We start from the raw sequence: 21,559 nt of genomic DNA, 5'->3' as shown, positions 1-21,559 counted from the left end.
GATGCACCCGGATGCATTCCTGTCGCCGCTGGCCATCGACGATGCGGTGGCACGCGCGCTTGCCGAAGATCTCGGACGCGGCGGCGACGTCACATCGGTTGCAACCATACCGCCCGCGGTTCATGCCCACGCGATTCTCGTTGCGCGGCAGGCCGGTGTGATTGCGGGATTGCCTCTGGCCGTGGCGGTGTTTCAGCGCCTCTCGCCCGACATCAACATTCAGGCCCATGTGCGCGACGGCAACGCCGTGGCAAAGGGCGTGCATGTGCTGACGATCTCCGGTCCTGCCCGCGCCGTGCTGGCGGGCGAGCGCACCGCGCTGAATTTTGTCGGCCGTCTCTCCGGTATCGCGACCCTGACCTCGGACTACATCCGCCACGCCGGGGTGACCAGGATGCGCATCTGCGACACCCGCAAGACCACGCCGGGGCTGCGCGCGCTCGAAAAGTATGCGGTGCGCTGCGGCGGGGGCTTCAACCACCGCTTCGGTCTCGATGACGCGGTTCTGATCAAGGACAACCACATCGCGGTCGCTGGCGGCGTGAAGCCGGTGCTGGAGCGCGCGCGGGCCCATGTCGGCCATCTGGTCAAGATCGAGATCGAGGTCGATACGCTCGATCAACTGCGCGAGGTGCTGGCGACGGGCCTCGCCGACGTGGTGATGCTGGACAACATGGACATCCCGACCCTGCGCGAGGCGGTCGCGATCACCGACAAACGCGTGGTGCTGGAAGTATCCGGCGGCGTAACGCTGGCGTCGATCGGCGAGATCGCGAAGACCGGCGTCGATTATGTGTCCGCGGGTGCGCTGACGCACTCCGCACCGAACTTCGATGTCGCACTGGATATCGATGCGTAGGTCGCGTCATCCCTCCCCCTTGTGGGGAGGGTGGCGCATTGAGAGCGAAGCGAACAATGCGTCGGGTGGGGGAAAGCTCCCACCGCGTGCGATGAACCCCCACCCCGGCCTCCGCTTCGCTCGGCCGACCCTCCCCGCAAGGGGGAGAGAAATTCAGAAATCGATTCGCTGGCGACTACTTCGCGCTCGACATCTCAGCCGAGCTCTTCGCCGCTTCGGCAAGCTTCGCGGAGATCGCCGCCGTCTCGGCCGCCGTGCCCCAGGTGGGCGCGTCCTTGCCGTCGCCCCAGGCCCGCGGACGATAGAAGGTATGCACGCCGTATTTGTACATCTTCTTCATCTCGTTCACCCACGACGGGCGAACCCAGTAGGCGTGGTAATGGGTCGACTTGCCGACTTCAGGCAGCCATAGCCGTCCGTCGAGGCTTTCACGCGCGATCTTTTTGGCGCGTTCCCACATATCCGGCTCCTTCACCACATCGCGGATGCCGTCGCAGGCGAAGGTGAACTGGCAGGACAGGTGACGGTGCGAATTCTGGTAGACGACGCCGCACACCGTGCTCGGATAGTAGCCGGAGAACGCGCGGTTCAGGACGACCTGCGCCACCGCGATCTGCCCGCGCACCGCTTCGCCGCGCGCCTCGAAATAGATCGCGTCGGTCAGGCACTTTTCGGACTTGGCACGGGTCTTGGCATCGAGGCCGAGGCGTTCCGCCGGTGTCCGCGGACGCTGATACTCGCCGGTGACTTCGCCCTTGCTCGCGACGCTTTCGCCGCCAGCGGACGGGGCTGAAGACTGGTTTGGCACCGCCGCAGGCATCTTCATGTCGGGATCGATACCCGGCACCACGATGATCGGCTCTTCGCCGGGCTGCCAGCGCTCCAGCGATCCGCTTGTCATGCCGAGCGAGGAATTGCCGAAGAACAGGGTCGCGGTCTGGAACGAGAAGCCGTCGCGGCTCGCTTCCGGCGTGGCGGCGACGCCGTCCCGATCGGCATTCGCGCGCGGCGCGTTCAGCGGATGGTCGGCGGGAAGGTCCTGAAGCGAAACGGAGGATTCATATTGCTGCAGGCGCGGCGCGTTCAGCGCGGCTTCGAGTTCGGCATCGAGCGGCGCTGCTGCGTTTACCGCCGGAGCATCGGCCTCGGCCGTTTTCGCGCCCCGCACCGATGCGTTGGAATTCGATTGATCCTGCGCGGGCTGCGGCTGCGGCGCGGCAATGGGAGCCGCGATCTCTGGAACATACAGCGGAAGACGGTCGCCCTTCGACGAGCGCACCACTTTCGGGAAATCCGATTTTTGCAGCGGACGCAGCACAGGCCCGAGCGGATCGCGGCTGACCGAGCCGGTGAAATCCACGCCCGTGCTGTCGAGGCTGGCCAGACGATACGTCGGTGCTTCGCGGGTGCTGGTGCCGATCGGACGGGGCAGATTGAAGGACGCGACCTGCAACATGCGGCGCGACGACGCGAAGATGTATTCCTGCCAGCGCTCTGCGACACCGGGCTGGCGTGCCAGCAGTGACGCGAGATCCTGATAGCCGATTTCGGTCGGGCTCACTGTCAGAAGACAGAGAACAAAGCCGAAGGGCGCGAACCGCGCGCCCTTCGACCCGTTACGCAACACAGACATCGATACGCTCACGCAACTAACGCTTATACACACGCAACCGAACCGCACATTCAGTGCAATTCGATCAATTTCGTTGGTATCGAATTAAAGTTGCCGGGGGGTTAATCGCAGCGTCCCGCGCGCAACACGCAAGCGCGTGCTTGAAAACGCGCGATCACATCGAAAGCGTTGGTAAACAGCGCCTCCAGCAAGGTGGTAAAGATCGCGTCAACAAAAAGAGTGAACGCAAATTGACGCAGGTCCGGTTGCGCGAGCCGCAATGGCGCCGCACCCACAATGTCGTCCCCGCGAAAGCGGGGACCCATAACCACGAAGGTCGTGGTCATCAAAGAAAGAGCGACACGAACATCACACGTGGAATCGAAGACTCAGGGAGTATGGGTCCCCGCTTTCGCGGGGACGACACTCGTTATGGAGTCACGCAATCCGTGATCACCAGCGAACTCACGCCTGGCTGGCGACAGCCTTGCCGAGAGCCGCCTGCGCAGCCGCGAGGCGCGCGATCGGCACGCGATACGGCGAACACGACACGTAATCGAGGCCGGTCTCGTGGCAGAATGTGATCGATGCGGGGTCGCCGCCGTGCTCGCCGCAGATGCCCATCTTGAGGCCGGGCCGCGTCTTGCGGCCGCGCTGCACGCCGATCTTCACCAGTTCGCCGACGCCGTCGCGGTCGACCGAGATGAACGGATCGATCTCGAGGATGCCGCGCGCGACATAGGTGCCGAGGAAGCTCGCGGCGTCGTCGCGGCTGATGCCGTAGGTGGTCTGCGTCAGATCGTTGGTGCCGAACGAGAAGAACTCGGCGGTCTTGGCGATCTCGCCCGCGAGCAGACATGCGCGCGGCAGTTCGATCATGGTGCCGGTCTGATAGTTGAGCTTCACGCCGGTTTCCTTCATCACCGCGGCCGCGGTGGCGTCGATACGCGCCTTGGTGATGTCGAACTCGGCGCGGGTCGCGATCAGCGGCACCATCACTTCGAGGCCGACCGGCTTGCCGGTGCGCTTGCCGGCTTCAACCGCGGCCTCGAAAATGGCGCGCGCCTGCATCTCGGCGATTTCCGGATAGGCGATCGCCAGACGGCAGCCGCGGAAACCCAGCATCGGGTTGAACTCGGCCAGTTCACGCGCGCGGTCCGCGATCTTGCGGGCGTCGGTATTCATGGCGCGGGCGACTTCCTCGATCTCGCTCTGCGAATGCGGCAGGAACTCGTGCAGCGGCGGATCGAGCAGACGGATGGTGACTGGCAGGCCCTTCATGATCTCGAACAGATCGACGAAGTCGGCACGCTGCATCGGCAGCAGCTTGGCCAGCGCGGCGCGGCGCGAGCCCTCGTCTTCGGCGAGGATCATCTCGCGCACCGTGCGGATGCGTGTCTCCTCGAAGAACATGTGCTCGGTGCGGCACAGCCCGATGCCTTCGGTGCCGAACTTCAGCGCGGTGCGCGCGTCGGCCGGCGTATCGGCATTGGTGCGGACCTTGAGCTTGCGGACCTGATCGGCCCAGCCCATCAGGGTGGTGAAGTCGCCGGACAGTTCCGGCTCGATCATCGGCATGCGGCCGGCCAGCACCTGGCCCAGTGAACCATCAATGGTGATGACATCCCCCGCCTTGAAGCTGCGGTTGCCGATGGTCATTATGCCGCGGCCGTAGTCGACGCGGATTGTGCCGACGCCGGATACGCAGGGCTTGCCCATGCCGCGCGCAACCACCGCCGCGTGGGAGGTCATGCCGCCGCGGGTGGTGAGAATGCCTTCCGCTGCATGCATGCCGTGAATGTCTTCCGGCGACGTCTCGACGCGCACCAGAATAACCTTGCGGCCATCGGCCTGAAGCTTGGCGGCTTCGTCCGACGAGAACACGATCTCGCCGGCGGCGGCGCCGGGCGATGCCGGAAGTCCGGTGGCGATGACATCGCGCTTGGCGACCGGATCGATGGTCGGATGCAGCAACTGATCCAGTGAGGCCGGATCGATCCGGGTGATCGCATCCTTCTTGGTGATCAGGCCTTCATTGGCGAGATCGACCGCGATGCGCAGCGCGGCCTTCGCGGTGCGCTTGCCGTTGCGGGTCTGGAGCATCCACAGTTTGCCCTGCTCCACCGTGAATTCCATGTCCTGCATGTCACGGTAGTGCTTTTCGAGCAGCGTGTAGATCCGGGTCAGTTCCTTGAACGCGTCCGGCATCGCGACTTCCATCGACGCCTTGTCGGAGCCGGATTCCTTGCGCGCGTATTCGGTGATGTCCTGCGGCGTGCGGATGCCCGCCACCACGTCTTCGCCCTGCGCGTTGATGAGGAATTCGCCGTACAGCCGCTTCTCGCCGGTCGACGGGTTGCGCGTGAACGCAACACCGGTCGCCGAGGTGTCGCCCATGTTGCCGAACACCATCGACTGGATGTTGACGGCGGTGCCCCATGACTCAGGGATGTCGTGCAGGCGGCGATAGGTCACCGCGCGCGCATTCATCCATGACGAGAACACCGCGCCGATCGCGCCCCACAACTGCGCGTGCGGGTCCTGGGGGAAATCTGCGCCGGTTTCGCGCGCCACCGCGTCCTTGTACTTGCCGACCAGATCGACCCAGTCGTCCGCGGTCAGTTCGGTGTCGAGCGAGTAGCCCTTGCTGTCCTTGTAGGTGTCGAGGATGTCCTCGAAGTGATGATGCTCGAAACCGAGCACCACATCCGAATACATCGTGATGAAGCGGCGATAGCTGTCATAGGCGAAACGGCGGTCGCCGGAGAGCTCCGCAAGCGCTTCCACCGTGGTGTCGTTCATGCCGAGATTGAGCACGGTGTCCATCATGCCGGGCATCGAGGCGCGGCCGCCGGAACGCACCGACACAAGCAGCGGGTTCTTGGCGTCGCCGAAGGTCTTGCCGGCGATCTTGCCGACCGTGACCAGCGCCTTCTCGACCTGCGCCTTCAGATCCTTCGGATAGGTTTTGTCGTTGGCGTAGAAATACGTGCAGACCGAAGTCGGAATCGTGAAACCCGGAGGCACCGGCAAACCGAGATTGGCCATTTCGGCGAGATTGGCGCCCTTGCCGCCGAGCAGATCGCGCATGTTGGCCTTGCCCTCGGCGCGTCCGTCACCGAACGTATAGACCCACTTGCCGGCCTGAACGGTTTGCTTCGCTGCGGGCTTCGCAACCTTCTTCACTGCGGGAGCGGATGTCTTGGCGGCAGCTTTCGCCGCGGCTTTGCCGGCAGGTTTTGCGGCAGCCGGCTTCGCTTTCGGGGCCGGCTTGGATTTGGACACTGATTTCGGAGAGGACTTCGCGGCGGATTTCTTCGATGAGGCTTTGGCCATGGCTTCCAGACGCTGCATGAGTGAAACGGCAGCGGCGTTACACCACGGTTGCCCGTTGAGGCGCAAGCGACTCCCGGCCGATATCCGCGTTTTCGATCACGGACGGTTACAGATTGTTACAGAATCGTGCAAATGGCGGGGTTTTGAGCCCAGCGTGTAACAATCTGAAATATTCCGTTACTTAATAAGGCCCAGTCCGATGATCCCGACCAGGATCAGATAGATCGCCACAATGAAATTCAGCAGCCGCGGCATGACGAGAATCAGCACACCGGCGATGAGAGCAACGATGGGCTGAATGTTGGCGACGCTGACGGACATTTCGGTCTCCCGGCATGGAGGAAAAGGACAAAGGATTGAACGAGCGCGAATCGAGACGAAATTTTATCCCCGTCTCGCGCATCGCAACAGCCAACGGCTTCGATCGGCAGTGGGTTCCATGACAGATCAAACTTCGACTGCGCACAGCCGCGTCACCTCCACGAAAATGCCCCGGTGAAATCACATTCCGTGAGGAACGATGATCGGCAAAAGCGATTGTCACCGCTGGTTGATCGGCCCGTGCCGGTTTCCGAGCGTGATTGACGAGAGCGAAGCCGCTTTGCGCGATCAGGCTCCTTATCAATTGAGGAGAAAGCCATGCGTAACCCCCTTCTCGCAGCAGCGCTGTTGGCCACTGCCACGGCGATGCCGCTCGCGGCTCAGGCCCAGCAGCGCATCATTGTCGAGGAAGGCGTGACAACCGGCCTTGCCCCCAGCGTCGGCATCATCACCGAGGAAGAGCGTCCGCGCTTCAGGCAGTACATTGTCGAGGAGCGCGTGCCGTCATATGCGATCGAGTCGCCCGTGCGCGTCGGCACCATCCTGCCGGAAAGCGGCGTGACCTATTACGACGTGCCGCAGCAATACGGAGCGACCAGCTATCGCTACACGGTGGTGAACGATCGGCCGATTCTGGTTGAACCGCGCACGCGCCGCGTGATGCAGGTGATCGATTAAAGCCAGCTTCGGCCCCGTTTGAGCAGGAAAGGTTGTCCCCGCCGCTCCGCTCAAACAAACAGCCCCGTCCCGGCGCCCCCCGCCGGGCGGGGTTTTTTCGCGCTTGTCCGTCACCTCAGGATGACGGTGACGCCCTGCTATCGATCTGTTGCGGGTTTACGCGCCGTTCAGGATCGACAGGATGTTGCTGGTGGATTTGTAACTCTGGAGCACGTTGTCACGGAACGACGGCGACCAGCCCGACGCCTGCCGCTCTTCATCGCTCATCGCGGAATAGCTTTGAAGAATGCCGAGGCTGAGCTGGGTGGGATCGCCGCTCTGCTGGCTCTGCTTGAGAGAGGAGAGGATGTTGGCGCGGTTGCGCGAATCCAGTTCCTTCTTGGCTGCGTAGATCTCCTGGTTGGAGAACTTCTGATCCTGATTGAGCGTGATCGCCGACAGCGAGCGATTGTCGAACGACGAGAAATCCACCAGCTGTCCGAATTTGCGCGACGGATCGTAGACCAGTTCCGTCTTGTTCTCGGCCGCGAGTTTGGCCTGCGCATCCAGCGCGGCGCGGGCGTCGGTCGCGACCATGCCGAACGTCTTGGTGGTGCCAACCGGCGCGCCGTCAGGATATTTCGCGAGATAGCTGGCGACCGGATCGCCTGAAACCGAGGGCGCCGTGTCGGGCTTCTGCTTTGCGGCGTCATAGCCCTTCTGCACGGCGGCGCGCTGCGCCGACCATGCCGCGGTGGCCTTCTCTTCACTGCTTGCGCCGTCGAGATAATCCAGCGCGGCCTTGTAGACCACGGTGTAGTTCCTGGTCATCGACGTCGCCGCGGCGGCAGGCGCAAGCGCGGCGTTGAAGCGGTTGGTCAATTCGCCGGACGCGACGCTTTGTTCGTCGGGCGTGAACTTGCCGCCGCTGTTGGTGGCGATCGCAAACAGCGAGCGTCGGTCGAGCGACGACAGATCGATGGGGGTCTTGCCGTCAGCGCCCAGCGGGCTCGTCACCTTTGCGGCGGCATAGAGCTTGTCGAGCACCGCACGCGCGTCATTGGTCACCGCCGTGAAATCGGGCGTCTTCGCATCGCTCGCCAGCTTGGCTTTCGCCGCATCGGACAGGGTCAGATTGGTTGCTGCGTTGGGATCGAGCGGGTTGCTGTTGCCGGCTTCCGCCGCATTAAGCGTATCGGCGAGCGACGGCTGCGTTGCGGCGGCACGCGCGTAAGCGGAGCCATACTGGGCGTAGGGATTGGTACCGTTGATCGATGTCATGCAGGCCCCGGCATTCGCTAACGGCCGTTAACGGAAGTTACCGGAACCTTACAGAACATGGTTAACGAGGGGTAAACGCGCGGACAGCACACACGGCGGCAGCGCCTCTTTCACCTCTCCCCGTTTACGGGCAGAGGTCGGAGCCGAAGTGCAACGAAGGCTCCGGGTGAGGGGCCAATGGAGAGTTCATGATAGAACTCGCCCCTCACCCCAACCCTCTCCCCGCAAGCGGGGCGAGGGAGCACATCGGCGTTGTCGCGCGGTCAGTCCTGGATCTTCGAGAAATCCGCCACAGCGCGCGTCGCTTCGCGGATTTCGTTCAGGAGCTTGAGGCGGTTTTCGCGCACAGCCTTGTCGTCGTCGTTGACCTTCACCTTGTCGAAGAAGGCATCGACCGCGGGACGCAGTTTGGCCATCGCGGTCATCGCGGACGCGAAGTCTTCCTTGGCGACGGCAGCACTCGCATCGGCCTTCACCTGCGCGATGGCGCCGGCGAGCGCCTTCTCCTCATCGAGCTTGTAGAGCGACGCATCCGGCGCGCCGTCGAAGGTGCGCTTGTCCTTCTTCTCCTCGATGGCAAGGATATTGGACGCGCGCTTGGTGCCGGCGAGCAGGTTCTTGCCGTCGTCGCTGTCGAGGAATTTTCCGAGCGCTTCGACGCGGCGCACGACCATCAACAGATCGTCCTGACCTTCAAGCGCGAACACGGCGTCGACAAGATCATGCCGCGCGCCCTGATCGCGTAGCTGGACTTTCAGGCGGTCGGCGAAGAAGGCCAGCAAATCCTTGCCGTCATGCGGCTTCGCGGCTTTCGCGAAAGCGGCGAGCAGCGGCAAACGAATGCCATTATCACCCACAAGGCGGATCACCCCGAGCGCAGCACGGCGCAGCGCAAACGGGTCCTTCGATCCCGTCGGCTTTTCATCGATGGACCAGAAGCCCGTCAGAATGTCGAGCTTGTCCGCCAGCGCGACGGCAATCGCGACCGGATCGGTCGGCACGCGGTCCGCAGGCCCCTGCGGCTTGTAGTGATCTTCGATGGCCGCGGCGACGGACGCGTCTTCCCCCTGCGCCAGCGCGTAGTATTTCCCCATCAGGCCCTGCACTTCAGGGAATTCGCCGACGACTTCGGTCAGCAGATCAGCCTTCGCGAGCTGCGCCGCGCGTTTGGTCTTTGCGACATCCGCGCCGACCAGCGGCGCGAGTTCGGCGGCGAGCCGTTCGATCCGCGCGATGCGCTCCGCCTGTGTGCCGAGCTTTTCGTGAAACACGATCTGCGCGAATTTCGGCAGCCGGTCTTCGAGTTTGGTCTTCAGGTCCGTCTCGTAGAAGAACTTCGCGTCCGACAGGCGCGCGCGGATCACGCGCTCGTTGCCCGCGACGATGGCCTTGCCGCCGTCAGTGGCTTCGACATTCGCGGTGAGAATGAATTTCGGCGCAAGTCTGCTCCCCTCCCCTTTGCGGGGAGGGGTCAGGGGTGGGGGTCCGTCGCGCACCGGATCTTGTTGCTCACCCCCCTCCCCAACCCTCCCCCGCAGGGCAGGAGGGAGTGAGGGGTCGCGCACCACGAAACACTTCTGGTTGTTGCGGATGGTGGCGCGGATCACCTCGCCGGGGATCGACAAAAATTCTTCGTCGAACGAGCCCATCAGCACCACCGGCCATTCGACCAGGCCGGCCACTTCGTCGAGCAGCACCTGATCCTCGACCAGTTCGAAGCCCTGCGCGAAGGCCAGCTCCTTGGCGTCCTCGAGAATGATGTTCTTGCGGCGCTCGGGATCGAGCACGACCTTGGCGGCTTCCAGCTTCGACACGTAATCGTCGAAGCGGCGCACCTCGATTGGCGTGGGCGCCATGAAGCGATGACCGTAGGTCGTCTGTCCGGCCTCGATGCCGGCGACGTCGAACTTCACGATCTCCGGCTCTTCGGTTTCGGGACCGAAGGTCGCGATGATCGAATGCAGCGGGCGCACCCAGGTCAGCGCGCCGTTCCGCGCGGAGCGTTCGCCCCAGCGCATCTGCTTGGGCCACGGGAAAGTGCGGATGATCAGCGGGATGATTTCCGCGATCACATCGATCGCGGGACGGCCGGCCTTCTCCATCAGCGCGATGTAGAAATCGCCCTTCGGGTCGCGCTGGATCTTCGCTTCATCGAGCGATTTCAGGCCAGCGGCTTTCAGGAAGCCCTGCACGGCAGCATCCGGCGCACCGACCTTCGGGCCCTTGCGCTCCTGCTTGAGGTCCGGCTGCCGCGCGGGAATGCCGTGCACGGTGAGCGCGAGACGGCGCGGCGTCACGAACGCTTTCGCGCCTTCATAGACGAGACCTTCGGCGACCAGCTTGTCGGTCACCATCTTGCGCAGGTCGTCCGCCGCCTTCGCCTGCATGCGCGCGGGAATTTCTTCGGAGAACAGTTCGAGGAGAAGATCGGGCATAGGATGTCTGTTCTCTACTCCCCTCCCCCCGCTTGCGGCGGGGAGGGGTCGGGGTTTGCCAATAACTCCCCTCCCCCTTGCGGGGAGGGGTCGGGGGTGGGGGTCAGCGCATTCTGAATAGCAGCAAGCACGCCGTCGATGTTGCTCAACACGTCATGGTTCCAGAAACGCAAGACTCGATATCCTCTCTCTTCGATCTGCCGCGTCCGGTGCATATCAGCCGCGTTCTCCGCGTGCTGACCGCCATCCAGTTCGATGACAATCTTTGCGCGCCGGCTGGCAAAATCCGCGATGAACGGACCAATCAAAGCCTGACGCCGGAAATGCGAGCCGCTCAGCGCAATGTCATGCCGAAGCCGATGCCATAGCACCCGCTCGGCTTCGGTCGGCTGTGCGCGCATGCGATGCGCGAACTGTCGCTGACGATCATCCATAGTCCGCGATTGAAGCACATAGGCCAATGCCTGTGGACCCCCACCCCCGCCCCCTCCCCGCAAGGGGGAGGGGAGCATAGGCATCGCGCCTCTCACTCCGCCCTTCCCGCTTCGGTGTGCACCCACGCTTCGCCGCAGGCTTTTGCGAGTTCGCGCACGCGCAGGATGTAGCTTTGCCGCTCGGTGACCGAGATCACGCCGCGCGCGTCCAGCAGGTTGAACACATGGCTGGCCTTGATGCACTGGTCGTAAGCGGGCAGCGCCATCAGATGCGCCTCACGCTTGCCATCCTTCCATCCGGCTTCGAGATATTTCCTACAGGCGTTCTCGGCCATCTTGAACTGCTCGAACAACATTGCGGTGTCGGAGTGCTCGAAATTGTGCCGCGAATATTCCTGCTCGGCCTGCAGGAACACGTCGCCGTAGGTCACCTTGTCGGCGCCGTCGCGGCCGTTGAAGTTGAGATCGTAGACGTTGTCGACGCCCTGCACGTACATCGCGAGACGCTCGAGACCGTAGGTGAGTTCGCCCGCGACCGGCGCGCATTCGACGCCCGCGACCTGCTGGAAGTAGGTGAACTGCGAGACTTCCATCCCGTCGCACCAGCACTCCCAGCCGAGCCCCCACGCCCCGAGCGTCGGGCTTTCCCAATCGTCCTCGACGAAACGCACGTCATGCAGCGCGAGATCGACGCCGATGGCTTCGAGCGACTTCAGATAGAGATTCTGAAGGTCCGGCGGCGACGGCTTCAGGATCACCTGAAACTGATAATAGTGCTGCAGGCGGTTCGGGTTCTCGCCGTAACGCCCATCCTTCGGGCGGCGCGACGGCTGCACGTAAGCCGCGTTCCAGCGCTTCGGTCCGAGCGCGCGCAATGTGGTCGCCGGATGGAACGTGCCCGCGCCGACTTCCATGTCGTAGGGCTGCAGGATGACGCAGCCATAGTCGGCCCAGTAGCGCTGCAATGTCAGGATCAGGCCCTGAAACGAGCGCTCGGGACGCATGTGCGGAGGCAGGGAATCCATCGGAAATCTTCGGGCGTTGGAATGGGATGATTTGCGCGCGGACCGTATCGGCGCAGGCTAACGGAATCAAGGCGATAGCCTGTTTATGGGGGCAATTCCTGCCGGAATCGGCTGAATTTTAGCGATCCCCCGAACGCCGGTTTAACCGCCCCGGCAAGCCGTCTGCCCGCGTCCGCAGTTCGTTAGCAACTCCCCGCTAGCAAAGCGTCATTGCAACCAACGGCCGGATTTCAACCGGCGGTGTGTTCGACAGGGACGACAATGATTGCCTTTCAGGTTTTGGCCGCCGCGGCCATCATGGCTGCGCTCTGCATCATGACCATCAACGACGTGCGCGGGCACGGCTGATTTTCAAGACAGCCTAACCAGGACGATAGGTCCCGGTGTCGGGATCGCGCCGCAGCTTGGGCATGCGCTCCTGCTCGGCGGGTTTCGCCTTGCGCGCATCGTCAAGCTCGCGATTGATGCGCCTGCCCTCGCGCACCGCGAGGCGCACCAGCGCTGCGCCACCCAGAATTCCGGCAGCGATCAGGATCAGCGGCGGCATGATCGGTCTCCCGTCCTACAATCCGTAACGCGCCCAGATCGCGCGCTCTTCCAGCGCCGAAATCAGGTCTTCCGAAAAACCTGGAAAACCCGGCAGCGCCACTCCCGCGCCCGGCTTGCGGCCCGCAAGCCCGGAGAGAAGCCCCGCCGCAGGCGCAATCACCGGCATCTGCACTTTCTCGCCATAGCGTGCGCGCAGCACCGTGCGCAGATCGCCGAGCGCGTCCGCAAGACCGAGCTTCACCGCGCGTTCGCCGGCCCAGTATTCGCCGGTGAACAGATAATCACCCTCGGCCTTGAGCCGTGCGCCGCGGCTGTCCTTCACCAGCGCGATGAAGGTGTCGTGAATCTCACGCTGGATCGCCTTCAGCCGCGCAACGTCATCGGGATTCTCGGGGAGAAACGGATCGAGCTGCGACTTGTTCTCGCCGGATGCGTAGACCCTGCGCTCGATGCCGACCTTCTTGATGAGATCGACGAATCCGAAGGTGCTGCCGACCACACCGATCGATCCGACGATGGAGGACGGATCGCAGAAAATCTCGTCGCCCGCGCAGGCGATCATGTAACCGCCCGACGCCGCCACGTCCTCGACGAACACCAGCACCCGCAGCTTCTTCTCGGCGGCGAGCTGGCGGATGCGCTGATAGATCTGCCGTGACTGCACCGGCGAGCCGCCCGGCGAATTGATCACCAGCGCGACGGCCTTTGCGCCCTTGGTCGAGAACGCCCGCTCCAGCGTCCGGGATACACCCGCCAGCGACATGCCCGGCCGCAACGGCGTCACCGCGCCGATCACGCCGGACAGGCGCACCACCGGCACCACCGCGCCGCCGCGCCAGCGCGCCGGCAACAAGCTTTTCAACCTCTCGGCAAAGTGACTATCGCCGTCATTCTCAGCCATGAAACATCCTTCATGTTCACAGTTTATTATTCGGTAACTGGCATCACGAGCCCAGAGCGCATTCGACAATCGTTAAGCACGTCCTTTGTGCCCGAATTCCGTCTAAATGTTTGAGGGGACGGGATTTCTTCCGAACTTCTCCGGTTCTTCGCCGGAGCGCGACAAGAAACTGGAACGCACTTTGCATTGCAGCAGATACGCAGGCTGCAACGGCGCAGCCACTAAGGTGCAGAAATGAAGATTTATCTCCTAATCCTTTTGATTGGCGCCCTTTTCGCCGCCATCCACTTCACCCAGGCTCCCGAAACCGAGCCAAAATCGGTAACCCAATAAGCAGGCTGCCTGCCTGCTGTGCATTCAGCGGGTTCTCGATACCTTCGCCAGCGGCAGAGCGGCTTTGCCGCCAAGGACCGCCTGAATCTCGTGACCCGCCTCCCCATTCGTGTCGAGCAAGACCAGACCGGAATGGAGCGCCATCGGCGCGCGTCCGCCTTTGACCGCGCTCACCAGGACGCGGATCGCCGGTGCGCCCGGCGTGGGATGGACCGGCAGAATCTCGACGCTGCCGAAGCCCCGCGCCAATGCCGCCAGCACGTCCGCCAATCCATCCGCCCGCCAGATCAGCGTGAGTGCGCCGCCGGATTTGAGCACGCGCCGCGCCGCATGGGTCCATCTCTCGAGCGTGTCGGCCGCCGCCACATGCGCTGATTGCCGCGCAGGGTCCGGCGATGCGCGATGCCTCGCGGCATCATTGAACGGCGGATTCATCAGGACGACATCGGCAGTGTCGGGACCCAGCCCCGATGCCGCGAAAACATCGGCGTCCGCGGTGACATCGAACGCCATCACGTTTGCTTTGATGCCATTCGCCTCGGCATTGATGCGCGCCAGCGCCGCAAGCGTTTCATCGATCTCAGTGAGCACCAGATCGAGCCCGGCGACACGGCGCGCGGCGCTGAGCCCGGCAGTCCCGACACCCGCGCCGAATTCCACCACGCGATCGCCCGGCTGCGCCGGCGTTGCCGCCGCCAGCAGGATCGCGTCGTGACCCGCGCGGTGACCGCGCCTCGGCTGGCGCAGCCGCAACTGGCCGCCGAGAAACATGTCCTCGGTCACTTCCGGAATTTCAGTACGGGCGGGGTCAGTCATTGTCCCGCAGTTCATGGGCCAGACCCGCCTCGGTGAGCAGGCGGCGCGCGGCCACGGCGTCGTCCTCATGAACCAGAATGCGCCGGGGCAGCACGCCCAGCGATCCGTCCATGATGCTCATGTTACTGTCGAGCACGAGGTGGTGAATATTGGCACCATCCAGCAACGCGCCTACAGCGGACACCAGCACCGCATCGTTGGTCCGCACCAATTCCTTCAAGGCAGTGTCTCCCGGGGGTGGATACGGGACGCCGGGCGCCCGTTGTTGCTCTTGCCGCGCCGCACGGCAGTTTCTATTGTGCCCTTACATTCATCCGGAGACCGGACGTGGCGGTTATTGTACCCTTTGAGAGCCACTCGACGCCATCGATAGATCGGCTGGTTGAGCTTGTTGCGCCCGATATGGAACGCGTCAACAGCACGATTCTGTCGCGAACCGGCTCGGAAGTCACGATGATCCCGGAGGTCGCCAACCACCTGATCTCGTCGGGCGGCAAGCGCCTGCGGCCGATGCTGACGCTGGCGATGGCCAACCTCACCGGCTACACCGGCGAAGGCCATATCAAGCTCGCCGCCGCCGTGGAATTCATGCACACCGCGACGCTGCTCCATGACGACGTGGTGGACGAAAGCGAACTGCGCCGCGGCAAGCTCTCTGCACGGATGCTGTGGGGCAACGAGGCCAGCGTGCTGGTCGGCGACTTTCTGCTCGGCCAGGCGTTCCGCATGATGGTCGAGGTCGGCTCACTGCGCGCGCTCGACATTCTCTCCTCCGCCGCCGCCACTATCGCCGAGGGCGAAGTGATGCAGCTTGCGGCAGCCAAGAACACGGCGACCACCGAGGACGAATATCTTGCGGTGATCCGCGGCAAGACCGCAGAGCTGTTCGCCGCGGCCTGCGAAGTCGGCCCCGTGATCGCCAACCGCCCCAAGGCGGAGCAGACCGCGTCCCGTTCGTTCGGCATGAACCTCGGCATCGCCTTCCAGCTCATCGACGACGTGCTGGACTACGGCGGCAAGGCCGCAAAGCTCGGCAAGAACGTCGGCGACGATTTCCGCGAAGGCAAGATCACGCTGCCGGTGGTGCTGGCGTTTCGCCGCGGCAACGATGCCGAGCGTGCATTCTGGGTCCGCACCCTGGAAAAGGGCGAAATCGGCGACGGCGACCTCGATCACGCCATCGGTCTGATGACCAAGCATCGCGCACTCGAAGACACCATGAGCCGTGCGCAGCATTACGGCGCGATGGCGGTCGATGCGCTGGCGCTGTTCCCGTCGTCACCGATGAAGACCGCGCTCGAGCAGGTGGTTGCTTTCTGTTTGGCAAGGTCGCACTAAGACGCCTTGTCGTCATTGCGAGCGAAGCGAAGCAATCCATTCACAATGCTTCGCGTGCGAGAAGCTTGATTGCTTCGTCGCTGACGCTCCTCGCAATGACGAGAGTGCGCTAGCTCAGCACGCCGGCGTGGACCCACCAGCCGGGATGAGCTTTTGAGATCGCCTTCGCGGCCTGACCGGCGTCACCTATGGTCTCGAAGATCGCAAAGCATGTCGCGCCGGAGCCCGACATCCGCGCCAGCCGCACACCTTCCGTTGCGCGCAACGCCGACAACACCTCGCCGATCACCGGCTCGACCTTCAGCGCCGGCTTTTCGAGATCGTTCGTGCCTTGGCCAACGGCCTCGACCCATTCATCGAATGACGCACCCTTCGCCGGCCATCCCGGCGACAGCATCACATCACCGACACCGGCAAGGAGTTCGCCCTTAGCCAGACCAAGCGCTGTGAACACATCCTTGGTCGCGACGCCGACGCGCGGATTGACCATCACGCACGGCATCGCGGGAATATCGAGCATCGACAAATTCTCACCGACACCGGTCATGGTGCAGGCACGCGAGGCGAGACAAACGGGAATGTCCGCGCCGGTGTCGCGCGCGACATTGACAATGCGGGGATCGTCGATCGCAAGATTGTTGGCCTGTGCCAGCAGCCGCAGCGCCGCCGCGGCGTCGGCCGAGCCGCCGCCGATTCCGGCCGCGACGGGCAGATGCTTGTCCAGCGTGAAACGGCCGAGCGTAAGCCCCGGAATGCGCTCGCCAAGCAACAGCGCTGCGCGCACCACCAGATTGTCTGACATTTCGCCGCAGTCCTGCGCACCGGGGCCGCCAGTCGCAAGGGTCAGGTCGGGCCCCGGCGTCAGTGTCAGCGTGTCCGCACAGTCGGCGAACACCACCAGGCTTTCGAGGTCATGGTAGCCGTCGGCGCGGCGGCCGAGGACGCGCAAGGTGAGATTGACCTTGGCGCGGGCGGTTTCAGTCAGCATTGCCATTCCAGCCAGCGTTGCGCCGTCCGCGCGTCCGCGCAGCCATGCGATAGGCCATGCTTATCAAGGAAGATCGATTGCCGGGTCAAGTCCGGCAATCGAAGGACATATTTAAAGAGCCGCAGAACTGCGATCAGCCGCCCCGGCCGTCTTCCTTTTTCTTCTCGGCGGCAGCCGCGTTGGACGTGTCCTCGGGCAGGCCGTCACGCAGCTTGGCTTCGATCTTCGGAAGCTCTTCCGCCTCTGGCTTGAGGTCGCGGGCATGCGCCCACTGGAATTTCGCTTCCAGCGTCCGTCCGACGCGCCAGTAGGCATCGCCGAGGTGATCGTTGATGGTGGGGTCTTCCGGCTTCAGGTCGATCGCGCGTTCGAGATGCTTCACGGCGTTCTCGTAATCGGCGATGCGGTAATAGGCCCAGCCGAGGGAGTCGACGATGTAGCCGTCATCCGGCCGCTGATCGACGGCGCGGCGGATCATCTTCATGGCCTCATCGAGATTGACGCCCTGATCGATCCACGAGTAGCCGAGATAGTTCAGCACATGCGGCTGCTCGGGCTGCATCTCGAGCGCTTTCTTCAGATCGGTCTCTGCCTTCGCCCACTGCTTCGAGCGCTCGAAGCAGATGCCCCGGAAGTAATAGAGCACCCAGTTCTGCTTCTCGGCGCCGGACTGCGCCTCGATGCCCTTGCTGTAAGTCTCGCCGCAATCCGCGAACTTCTTGCGCGCGCGCTGGATGTTGCCGAGCGCCATGATGGCCTCGACATCCTTGGGATCGTCGGCGACCACGGCGTTCAGGATCTTGATGCCCTCGTCGGTGCGGTCGACTGCATCGAGATCGGTGGCGAGCTGGATCTGCGCATTGCGCTTGAGCGGCGACGTCGCAGGCACGCGCTCATAGACCTTGATCGCCATCTGCGGCTTCTTCACCGACTCATAGAGATCGGCGAGCGACAGCAGCGCGAGCGAATGGTTCGGGTTGAGATAGAGCGCGAGCTGGAGATAGACCAGCGCGAGATCCTCGCCGCCCCGGCGCGTCAGTGAAGCGCCGATGCCGTAGAGCGCCTCGGCCGCACCCTGCTGCGGGTTTTCAGCCAGCGGCGAAAGCTTCTTGCCGGCCTTGGTTTCGCGAATGCCTTCCACCACCAGCGGGTGGCGCGCGAGTTTCTTGTCGAAGCCTTCATAGATGGCGGTGGCCGCGGCCGCGTCCTTGTTGCGCGACAGCCAGCGCGCATAGGCGTCGGACACCCGCAGCGCCGAGTCGTCGAGCTTGTAGGCGCGCTCGAAGCGGACGCCGGCTTCCTTCTGCTTGTTGGCCAGTTCCAGGATCATGCCCGAATGCAGGTCCTTGAAGATCGGATACCATTCCGGACCCGCCAGCTTGTCGATGGCGTTGATCGCGGCCTGGGTATTGCCCGCGCCGTAGCTCGCCCAGCCCGACAGCAGCGTCGCGACCAGATCGGTGATCGGCCCGCGGACCGACTGATTGATGTTCTGCTGCGCGGCGCCGTATTGCTTCTGCTTCAGCGAGCGCACGCCCGCGACCAGCCGCGCGACGCGATTGTTCTTGTCGATGGTGAGAATGCGGTCGGCAAGCTTTACGGCTTCGTCGATGTCGCCGTCGGCAAGCGAGGCGATGAAGGCGCGGTCGAGCAGTTCGTTGTTCTTCGGGTCCGAACGCAGCGCCGCGCGATAGAATGCCGCAGCAGCGGTCGCGTCGCGATCGACGCTGGCGTGACGCGCGGCGAGGTAGCTGCCGGATACCGTGAGGCCGAGCAGGTCACGCCCGCTCGGATACGTTCCCTGCTTGGTGTCTTCGCTGGCGCTGGTGCGGGTCTGGGCCGCAAGCGGACCGGCGGACGCAAGGACCGATGCGAACGCGAAAGTGGCGACGGCCACGCGGCTGAAACGACGTTGGAGGATCACGCTCGCCGGCTCCATGGATTGATTAAGGGTGCGACCGGTCAGGTCAGCAGCACCGGGACAATGGCTTGTTTGGCCCGCATCCGCAAGGATGCGAGGCGGCCGACGAGCCTATCTAGTATGGCGCAATCGTGGCGATCAGCGGTTCTCGCGCAATCGTGCTTACATTGACTGATAATTAGGCCCGCCGCCGCCTTCCGGAGGAACCCAGGTGATGTTGCCGTTGGGGTCCTTCACATCGCAGGTTTTGCAGTGGACGCAGTTCTGCGCATTGATCTGGAACCGCAAATCCGCGCCCTCGCCAACCCACTCATAAACGCCCGCCGGGCAATAGCGGTTCGAGGGACCCGCGAACACATCGTGCTCGGAGGTCTTTTGCAGGTTCATGTCCGCGACCTTGAGATGGATCGGCTGATCCTCCTCATGGTTGGTGTTGGACAGGAATACCGACGACAACCTGTCGAAGGTCAGCTTGCCGTCGGGCTTCGGTCCCGGAATCGGCTGATGGGCCTTCGCAGGATCGAGCGTTTTGCGATCGGGCTTGGCATGCGACTGGGTGCCGAACAGCGAGAAGCCGAACAGCGTGTTGGTCCACATGTCGAGGCCGCCGAGCGCGACGCCGATCACCGTGCCGAACTTCGACCACAGCGGCTTGACGTTGCGGACCTTGAACAGGTCCTTGCCGACGGCTGAATCACGCCAGGTGTTTTCGTACTCGACGATCTCGTCATTGGCGCGGCCCGCAGCCAGCGCAGCGGCGACATGTTCTGCCGCCTGCATGCCGGTGCCCATCGCGTTGTGCACGCCCTTGATGCGCGGCACGTTGACGAAGCCCGCCGCGCAGCCGATCAGGGCGCCGCCCTTGAAGGTCAGGCGCGGCACCGACTGGTAGCCGCCCTCGGTGATCGCACGCGCGCCGTAGGCGATGCGCTTGGCGCCCTCGAAGACAGGGCTGATCTTGGGATGGGTCTTGAAGCGCTGGAATTCCTCGAACGGCGACAGATATGGATCATTATAATTCAGGTGCACCACGAAGCCGACCGCGACCAGATTCTCGTTGTAGTGATAGAGGAACGATCCGCCGCCGGTGGACATGTTCAGCGGCCAGCCGAACGAATGCTGGATCAGTCCCTTCTTGTGCTTGGCCGGATCGATCTGCCAGACTTCTTTCAGACCGATACCGAACTTCGATGGCTCGCGATCCTTGTCGAGGCCGAACTTCGCGATCAACTGCTTGGTGAGCGAGCCGCGCGCGCCTTCGGCGAACAGCGTATACTTGCCCAGCAGTTCCATGCCGCGGGTGAAACTGTCTTTCGGCTTGCCGTCACGGCCGACGCCCATGTCGCCGGTCGCGATGCCGCGCACCTCGCCGTTCTCGCCGTAAAGAACTTCAACCGCCGCGAAGCCCGGATAGATTTCGACGCCGAGCGCTTCGGCGCGCGGGCCAAGCCAGCGGCAGACATCGCCGAGCGAGCCGATGTAGCAATGATGGTTGTCCATCAGCGGCGGCATCATGAAATTCGGCAGCTTGATCGCGGAGCTGCCCGTCATCCAGAAGAACTGGTCGTCCTTCACCTGGGTCTTGAGCGGGCAATCGGCGTCCTCGCGCCAGTCCGGGACCAGCTTGTCGAGCGACACCGGGTCGATCACCGCGCCGGACAGAATGTGCGCGCCGACCTCGGAACCCTTTTCGACGACCACGACGCTGAGATCCGGATTGATCTGCTTCAGCCGGATGGCGGCGCTCAGGCCGGACGGGCCTGCGCCGACGATCACAACGTCGAACTCCATGGACTCGCGCGGCGGAAGCTCTTCGGTGCTCATGCTGTCATCTCAAAATTGGGTGGTTCAGAATGTTTCTAATCATCGTTCTTCCCGATTTTTGGCGCAAGAACAACCCCGTTTCGCTGCACCGCGATCCGATCTAGATTGGCACCCGTGACCACACCCGAACCCATGCCCTCCGCCCGCGAACTTCTCGCCTTTTATCTAGAGGCTGGAGTGGATTGCGCGTTGTCGGAAGCCCCCGTCAATCGCCTGTCGGAAGAGGCTGCGGTCGAGGAAAAGCCCGCCGCCAGGCCCGCGCTGTTCCGCACTGCGAACCCTGCGCCCGCGCCGGTGCTCGCTGACCCCGCGCCCGCGCCCGACGCGGCGATCACATCGGCCCGCGAGATCGCGCCCAGGGCCGCATCATTGCAGGAGCTGCGCGCGCTGCTCGAACGCTTCGACGGCTGCGCGCTGAAATCCACCGCGACGCGGCTGGTGTTCGCCGACGGCAACCCCGAAGCGAAGATCATGTTTGTCGGCGAAGCGCCGGGACGCGACGAGGATCTCGAAGGGCTTGCGTTCGTCGGACGCTCCGGCAAGCTGCTCGACCTGATGATGGCGTCGATTGGCCTCGACCGCAGCAAAGCGTATATCGCCAACATCATTCCCTGGCGGCCGCCCGGCAATCGCGATCCGTCGCCGCAGGAAACGCAGATCTGCCTCCCGTTCATCCGGCGGCAGATCGAACTGGTCAATCCCGACGTGCTGGTGTGCCTCGGCAAGCCCTCGTCGCAGGCGGTGCTGGACCTCAAGGACGGCATCATGAAAACGCGCGGCAAGTGGTTCGACTACGACACCGGCACGCGCAAGATCAAGGCGATGGCGACCTTCCATCCGGCGTACCTGCTGCGGCAGCCGATCTACAAGCGGCTGGCCTGGCAGGATCTGCGCGCCGTGCAGAAGGCACTGGCCGCTGGCTAACACAA

Annotated in this window: 19 protein-coding genes; 4 read left to right on the top strand and 15 right to left on the bottom strand. The window is 63.6% G+C overall.

Annotated elements, in window-relative coordinates:
• Window position 1: 1 nt before the first annotated feature.
• The gene (nadC, locus tag AC1RM7_RS22600) at window positions 2-859 is read left to right on the top strand and encodes a carboxylating nicotinate-nucleotide diphosphorylase (RefSeq protein ID WP_192824453.1); all 858 of its coding nucleotides are present in this window, start codon (window positions 2-4) and stop codon (window positions 857-859) included.
• Window positions 860-1,034: 175 nt separating this feature from the next.
• Here the strand turns inward: nadC and AC1RM7_RS22595 are convergent, their stop codons facing one another.
• From AC1RM7_RS22595 to AC1RM7_RS22580, 4 genes are all read right to left on the bottom strand, one after another.
• Window positions 1,035-2,492: a cell wall hydrolase gene (locus AC1RM7_RS22595; RefSeq protein ID WP_024919370.1), complete on the bottom strand. Its 1,458-nt coding sequence runs from the start codon at window positions 2,490-2,492 to the stop codon at window positions 1,035-1,037.
• Between the two features lie 101 nt (window positions 2,493-2,593).
• Window positions 2,594-2,818 (bottom strand): hypothetical protein, encoded by a 225-nt coding sequence (locus tag AC1RM7_RS22590; RefSeq protein ID WP_024919371.1) that lies wholly within the window; start codon window positions 2,816-2,818, stop codon window positions 2,594-2,596.
• 118 nt (window positions 2,819-2,936) lie between these two features.
• Entirely contained in the window at window positions 2,937-5,825 is a 2,889-nt protein-coding gene (ppdK, locus tag AC1RM7_RS22585; protein WP_024919372.1) for a pyruvate, phosphate dikinase, read from the bottom strand.
• A gap of 159 nt (window positions 5,826-5,984) precedes the next feature.
• The gene (locus AC1RM7_RS22580; RefSeq protein WP_081758572.1) at window positions 5,985-6,128 is read right to left on the bottom strand and encodes a DUF3096 domain-containing protein; all 144 of its coding nucleotides are present in this window, start codon (window positions 6,126-6,128) and stop codon (window positions 5,985-5,987) included.
• A gap of 318 nt (window positions 6,129-6,446) precedes the next feature.
• On the opposite strand from AC1RM7_RS22580, the gene AC1RM7_RS22575 reads away from it, so the two are divergent.
• Complete coding sequence (locus tag AC1RM7_RS22575) at window positions 6,447-6,806, top strand: DUF1236 domain-containing protein (protein ID WP_024919373.1); 360 nt, start codon at window positions 6,447-6,449, stop codon at window positions 6,804-6,806.
• A 156-nt stretch (window positions 6,807-6,962) separates the two neighbouring features.
• On the opposite strand, the gene AC1RM7_RS22570 is transcribed toward AC1RM7_RS22575, so the two are convergent.
• From AC1RM7_RS22570 to AC1RM7_RS22535, 8 genes are all read right to left on the bottom strand, one after another.
• On the bottom strand, window positions 6,963-8,066 hold the full coding sequence (locus AC1RM7_RS22570) for a hypothetical protein (RefSeq protein WP_024919374.1): 1,104 nt from the start codon (window positions 8,064-8,066) through the stop codon (window positions 6,963-6,965).
• 263 nt (window positions 8,067-8,329) lie between these two features.
• Window positions 8,330-10,501: a glycine--tRNA ligase subunit beta gene (gene glyS / locus AC1RM7_RS22565; RefSeq protein ID WP_024919375.1), complete on the bottom strand. Its 2,172-nt coding sequence runs from the start codon at window positions 10,499-10,501 to the stop codon at window positions 8,330-8,332.
• A 14-nt stretch (window positions 10,502-10,515) separates the two neighbouring features.
• Complete coding sequence (locus AC1RM7_RS22560) at window positions 10,516-10,935, bottom strand: endonuclease domain-containing protein (RefSeq protein WP_024919376.1); 420 nt, start codon at window positions 10,933-10,935, stop codon at window positions 10,516-10,518.
• A 92-nt stretch (window positions 10,936-11,027) separates the two neighbouring features.
• Window positions 11,028-11,960: a glycine--tRNA ligase subunit alpha gene (locus tag AC1RM7_RS22555; RefSeq protein WP_006019037.1), complete on the bottom strand. Its 933-nt coding sequence runs from the start codon at window positions 11,958-11,960 to the stop codon at window positions 11,028-11,030.
• A 361-nt stretch (window positions 11,961-12,321) separates the two neighbouring features.
• Window positions 12,322-12,507, bottom strand: coding sequence for a hypothetical protein (locus AC1RM7_RS22550; RefSeq protein ID WP_006019036.1), 186 nt, complete (start codon window positions 12,505-12,507; stop codon window positions 12,322-12,324).
• 15 nt (window positions 12,508-12,522) lie between these two features.
• A complete protein-coding gene (locus tag AC1RM7_RS22545; RefSeq protein WP_492837278.1) occupies window positions 12,523-13,410 on the bottom strand; it encodes a S49 family peptidase in 888 nt (295 codons plus the stop codon).
• A gap of 357 nt (window positions 13,411-13,767) precedes the next feature.
• Complete coding sequence (locus AC1RM7_RS22540; protein WP_024919377.1) at window positions 13,768-14,559, bottom strand: tRNA1(Val) (adenine(37)-N6)-methyltransferase; 792 nt, start codon at window positions 14,557-14,559, stop codon at window positions 13,768-13,770.
• Window positions 14,552-14,779, bottom strand: coding sequence for a putative signal transducing protein (locus AC1RM7_RS22535; RefSeq protein ID WP_006019032.1), 228 nt, complete (start codon window positions 14,777-14,779; stop codon window positions 14,552-14,554). Before AC1RM7_RS22535 ends, AC1RM7_RS22540 begins: the two co-directional genes overlap by 8 nt.
• Before the next feature lie 107 nt (window positions 14,780-14,886).
• Between AC1RM7_RS22535 and AC1RM7_RS22530 the strand changes: the two genes are divergently transcribed.
• Complete coding sequence (locus AC1RM7_RS22530) at window positions 14,887-15,897, top strand: polyprenyl synthetase family protein (protein ID WP_006019031.1); 1,011 nt, start codon at window positions 14,887-14,889, stop codon at window positions 15,895-15,897.
• Between the two features lie 109 nt (window positions 15,898-16,006).
• Here the strand turns inward: AC1RM7_RS22530 and AC1RM7_RS22525 are convergent, their stop codons facing one another.
• The 3 genes from AC1RM7_RS22525 to AC1RM7_RS22515 form a co-directional block, all read right to left on the bottom strand.
• Window positions 16,007-16,891, bottom strand: a complete 885-nt coding sequence (locus AC1RM7_RS22525) for a 4-(cytidine 5'-diphospho)-2-C-methyl-D-erythritol kinase (protein ID WP_024919378.1) — start codon at window positions 16,889-16,891, stop codon at window positions 16,007-16,009.
• A 127-nt stretch (window positions 16,892-17,018) separates the two neighbouring features.
• Window positions 17,019-18,824, bottom strand: a complete 1,806-nt coding sequence (locus AC1RM7_RS22520) for a tetratricopeptide repeat protein (protein WP_152544118.1) — start codon at window positions 18,822-18,824, stop codon at window positions 17,019-17,021.
• Window positions 18,825-18,968: 144 nt separating this feature from the next.
• The gene (locus AC1RM7_RS22515) at window positions 18,969-20,630 is read right to left on the bottom strand and encodes an electron transfer flavoprotein-ubiquinone oxidoreductase (RefSeq protein WP_006019028.1); all 1,662 of its coding nucleotides are present in this window, start codon (window positions 20,628-20,630) and stop codon (window positions 18,969-18,971) included.
• A gap of 132 nt (window positions 20,631-20,762) precedes the next feature.
• On the opposite strand from AC1RM7_RS22515, the gene AC1RM7_RS22510 reads away from it, so the two are divergent.
• Entirely contained in the window at window positions 20,763-21,554 is a 792-nt protein-coding gene (locus AC1RM7_RS22510) for a uracil-DNA glycosylase (RefSeq protein ID WP_492838041.1), read from the top strand.
• Window positions 21,555-21,559 lie beyond the last annotated feature (5 nt).

The sequence above is a fragment of the Afipia sp. GW822-FHT03D08 genome (assembly GCF_058801645.1).
The sequence above is the reverse complement of the archived record's forward strand: the minus strand, read 5'-3'. Positions and strand labels throughout refer to the sequence as shown.